The sequence below is a fragment of the Dietzia sp. CW19 genome (assembly GCF_014145265.1).
In the GTDB taxonomy this organism is placed as follows: domain Bacteria; phylum Actinomycetota; class Actinomycetes; order Mycobacteriales; family Mycobacteriaceae; genus Dietzia; species Dietzia natronolimnaea.
The window spans coordinates 16,372-20,428 of the sequence record NZ_JAALEE010000167.1 but is presented as its reverse complement, the minus strand read 5'-3'; the positions used below and the strand labels follow the sequence as shown (position 1 = coordinate 20,428).

Sequence of the window (4,057 nt, the reverse complement as noted above, 5' to 3'; positions counted from 1 at the left end):
GGCCGGAGTCCACCGAGGCCACGCACGTGCGCACGGCGTCGACGAAGCGCGCCGCGGAGTCCACGCCCAGCACCGTGTCGTACTGGCCGGCGAACGAGTGGTCCTCACCGTCCTCTCCGGCCGCCGAGGACCGCACGGCCACCGGCGCCGCGCCGGCGTCGGCCATGCGGTCGAACCACCGGGAGAGGTCGACGACGACGAGGTCATCCGACGCGTCCGCGATCACGAACCCCCGGGGAACGTCCAGGCCGAGGCGCCGGAGTTCGGCCAGGCCCGCGGCCTTCCCCCCGTAGCGATCGTCGGCGACCTCATCGAACTCGACCACCGTCGGGGTCATCGGTCGCCTCCCAGCGACTCGACGATCTCGGCCAGCGCATCGGTGGCGATGGGTCCCGTCTGGTAGAGGCAGAGGCGGTCCGACACCCCGTCGACGCGGTCGCGGATGTGCGCGGCCACCTCGGCAGGGGAGCCACACGCGGCGATGGTGTGCAGGATGTCGTCGCTGATCAACGACGTCATCTCCTGCCAGCGGCCCTGCTTGGACATGGTGTTCAGCTCCGGCTGGAGGTCGCCCCACCCGTGGGCGTCGAGCACGGGTTTGTACGCCGGCGTGGATCCGTAGAACGCCAGCAGGCGGCGCGTGGACACGTGGTCGTCCTCGGCCCCGGTGGCCACGGACACGATCACCTCGGGCACCACCTCGAAGTCCTCCTCGCTGCGACCGGCGGCGGCCAGCCCGGCGCGCACGGCCGGCATCGTGGCCTCGTGGAGGAACTTCTTCGACCCGAACGGCATCACCAGCAGGCCGTCGGCCACCTCCGCGGTGGCCCGGGTCAGCCGCGGCCCGAGCGCGCCCAGGTAGATGGGCGGCGGACCGTACGGGTTGGGCCCGGGGACGAAGGTGGGGGTCATGAGGGTGTGTCGGTAGTACTCTCCGCGGAAGTCCAGGCGCTCGCCGGTGGCCCAGGTGGCGAAGATGGCCCGCAGCGCCCCCACCAGCTCCCTCATCCGCTCGACGGGACGGTCGAACTCGGCCCCGTAACGTTTCTCGATCTGCGCCCGCACCTGCGTGCCCAGGCCCAGGACGAACCGGCCCTCGCTGAGCAGCTGCAGATCGTTGGCCTGGTGCGCCAGCTGGATGGGGTTGCGGGGGAACCCGATCGCGACGTTGGACATCACGTCCAGCCCGGGGACCTGAGAGGCCAGCACCAGGGGGTGAACACGTCGTGCGGGCCCTCGAAGGTGAACACCCCGGACGCACCGGCCTCCTTGAGCGCCTCCGCGCGGTGGACCACGTCGGTGGGGCCGAACAGGGCCGTCATGATCTTCACGCCTGCGCTCCGGTCCGCGAGGGGGAGCCCGAGTCGGCGTCTGAACCCGAGCCCGCACCGTCGGTCCAGTCCGTGAAGCCCGACGGGTGGTGCGGTCCGATCACGCCGTGCTCGAACAGGCCGGCGCCCTCGCGCGTCGTCCCGTCGGCCTCCGTGCAGACGGCGTGGCCGACGTGGTCGATGAGGCTGAACGCGGCCCCGGCCATCACGTCGGGGTCGGTGAGGTCAAAGCTCACCCGCTCGGTGAACCCCTCGCCCTTCCAGCTGCCGTGCGCCCAGGAGGAGTCGCCGCCGTACCCCGACCCGAACGCGATCGGCGCGTACAGCCTGGACTCCACGTCCAGCCGGAACCGGTCGCCGGCGCGGTTCATGAACTCCACGTGGACGCCCGTCGGGATCCGCGTGCCAGCGCGGTAGTCCACGTCCACGCGCACGCCGTCGAGCTGTTCGACGCGGCCGTCCCGCCAGCGACGGGTGCAGTCATAGAGACTGCGGTGGCCGTCGGGGTCCTCCTGCAGGATGAGGAACAGCTGGTAGTCGTCGAACGCAAGGGGCAGGTAGAGCCACCACATGCCCCGGAACGCGGTGTCCGGGCGGCCGGGTGCGTCCGCCTCGCCGACGGGACGGATGCCCCACGAGCGGTCCCGGGCGGCGACCGACGAGGAGTGGGTGACCTCCATCCGCTCGTCGTCGACCTCGATCCACCCCTCCCACGAGCCGAGTTGCGCGAAGCGGCTGGCCTGCAGCGTCACCCGCCGGTCGGTGAGCATCGAGTGCGGCTCCTCCATGGCGGCGGGGAACAGTCCCCGCCAGGTCAGGTCCGCGGCGATGCCCTCCGTCGGAGCCAGCGTCAGACGCAGCTCCTGCAGGGGTTCGATCACCTCGAGGGCGTATCCCCCGACGTTCGGGTGCAGGCGGTCGTCGTCGATCGCGTCGCTGAGGTGCACCGCGGTCTGCGTGTCACCACGGCGGACCACGAAGTAGGCATCCTTGACCCCGAGCCTGGGGTAGTACCCGATCCCGGTCAGGGCCATGAATCGGCCCTCGCGGTCGAGCACGTTGAAGTACGACCGGTCGTAGAAGTTCCGGTCGGAGGTGGCGGGCCAGGTGACCGGCGCGTGGGTCTGGTGGATCGGGTACTCGTCGAGCGGGCTGAGCTTCACGGGTCTCTCCCTGAAAATACGATGCGCACTGTATTGGAACTAGGGTGAACCCATGACAACAGACGGGCGCACGGTTGGCGGGAAATCGGCCAAGTCCGCCGGGGGCCGGTCTGGTGCCGGGCGGCCGCGCGACGGCCGGATCGATGCCGCGGTGATCGCCGCGACGAGGGAGCTCATCCTCGAGACGGGCTATCCGGCGCTGTCGCTCTCGGCGATCGCCGCGCGCGCGGGGACGACCACCGCGGCCATCTACCGGCGGTGGTCGGGCAAGGCGCAGCTCGTCCACGAGGCCGTGCTGTCCGCGGAGACCGTCGTGTTGCCGGCGGACTCCGGGGACGTCCGCAGCGACATCAGGGCGCTGGTGGAGACCATCCGGTCGATGTTCGACCGGCCGGAGGTGCGCGTGGCGCTGCCGGGACTGATCGCCGACACCGTCGCCGACCCCGTGGTCCACGACCAGATGATCGCCCGACTGGCCGGCAACCTCACCGCGTTCGAGAGCCGTTTCGGCCGGTCCCGGCGCGGCGACGACCAGCTGCCCATGCTCGCCGAAGTGGTCGCGGGCACCGTGATCTTCCGCATCCTCGTCCGCCGGGACGCCGCCCTCGACGAGGCGTGGGTGGACGAGATGACCGAGCTCATCACCGGGCGGTGGCCCGGCCCATCCGAGTAGCGGCTGCCGCGCGCGCAGCCGTCACTGCTGGCGGGGGACCGCGGTGTAGACGGCGACCTCGTCGGGGACCCCCTTGGCCTTGGTGAGCCGGAAGCTCCTCTTGCGACGCGTGGACACCCTGGACTCATCCAGTCCGGGGAGAGTGGTCTCGCTGACCAGGATCTCGCCCGTCCCCGCCTTCTCCGCCAGCCTGGCGGCGATGTTGACGTCGACGCCCAGGTAGTCGCCGCCGATCAGGCGGGGGTTCCCGGTGTGGATGCCGGCACGGATCCGGGGCCGCATGCCGGCGACCTCCACGCGGTCGAGCCCGGCGGAGCAGGCCACGACCGCATCGAAGGCGAGCTGGGGCGACGGGAAGACCGCCATGAGGCCGTCGCCGAGGCGCTTGACCACGTGCCCGCGGTGGTTCCGCACCTCCGGCTCGGTGGCCGAGGCGACCTCCCTCAGCAGCCGTAGAGCGTCCTCGTCGCCGACGCGCATGGCCCAGTTGGAGAACCCGACGAGGTCGGTGAACACGATGGTCACCTCGCTCCCGCTGCCGCCTCGGCCGGACCGTTGCGTCAGCGCGTGCCACACCTGCAACCCGCCCAGGGACAACTCGCGCGAGGCGGTGGGCTGCTCGTCGAACAGGCGACCGGCCACGCGGGCGATCGTCCCCGCGCTGTCGCGGCCCGCCGCCGAGAGCGGATCTCCGAACCCGGAATCGCCGGGCAACGCGCGCCGGGCGCGGCGCAACGCCTCGACCGCGGAGGGGTGTCTGTTGATATCGCGGGCGCCCGCTGCGATTCGGGCGGCGGACGCGCGCGCCCGCTCCCACCGAGGGTTCGACATGCTCAGAGGGTAGCCGCACGTGCTCCCGTGGTGCCGTGTGTGGTGGCGTGCCCGGACTC

General features: G+C 71.6%; 4 protein-coding genes and 1 pseudogene. 1 reads left to right on the top strand and 4 read right to left on the bottom strand.

Translation table 11 applies throughout. The annotated features are described in order from the left end of the window. The 3 genes and pseudogenes from G6021_RS05910 to G6021_RS05900 form a co-directional block, all read right to left on the bottom strand. A partial coding sequence (locus G6021_RS05910; protein ID WP_277817923.1) for a PEP/pyruvate-binding domain-containing protein occupies positions 1-337 on the bottom strand: 337 nt, incomplete at its 3' end. Next, positions 334-1,322: pseudogene (locus G6021_RS05905) on the bottom strand (TIGR03617 family F420-dependent LLM class oxidoreductase). The gene G6021_RS05910 and the pseudogene G6021_RS05905, both read right to left, overlap by 4 nt. Before the next feature lie 5 nt (positions 1,323-1,327). Continuing rightward, the gene (locus G6021_RS05900; RefSeq protein ID WP_182616789.1) at positions 1,328-2,494 is read right to left on the bottom strand and encodes a hypothetical protein; all 1,167 of its coding nucleotides are present in this window, start codon (positions 2,492-2,494) and stop codon (positions 1,328-1,330) included. A 52-nt stretch (positions 2,495-2,546) separates the two neighbouring features. Between G6021_RS05900 and G6021_RS05895 the strand changes: the two genes are divergently transcribed. After that, positions 2,547-3,167 (top strand): TetR-like C-terminal domain-containing protein, encoded by a 621-nt coding sequence (locus tag G6021_RS05895; RefSeq protein WP_182616787.1) that lies wholly within the window; start codon positions 2,547-2,549, stop codon positions 3,165-3,167. Positions 3,168-3,188: 21 nt separating this feature from the next. Here G6021_RS05895 and G6021_RS05890 read toward each other — a convergent pair whose 3' ends face one another. Continuing rightward, positions 3,189-3,998 (bottom strand): adenylate/guanylate cyclase domain-containing protein, encoded by an 810-nt coding sequence (locus G6021_RS05890; RefSeq protein WP_182616786.1) that lies wholly within the window; start codon positions 3,996-3,998, stop codon positions 3,189-3,191. Positions 3,999-4,057 lie beyond the last annotated feature (59 nt).

What these genes read in the sequence shown, in the direction of transcription:
- G6021_RS05895 (WP_182616787.1), top strand. Translation starts at nt 2,547, where the DNA reads ATGACAACAGACGGGCGCACGGTTGGCGGGAAATCGGCCAAGTCCGCC.
- G6021_RS05890 (WP_182616786.1), bottom strand. Translation starts at nt 3,998, where the DNA reads ATGTCGAACCCTCGGTGGGAGCGGGCGCGCGCGTCCGCCGCCCGAATC.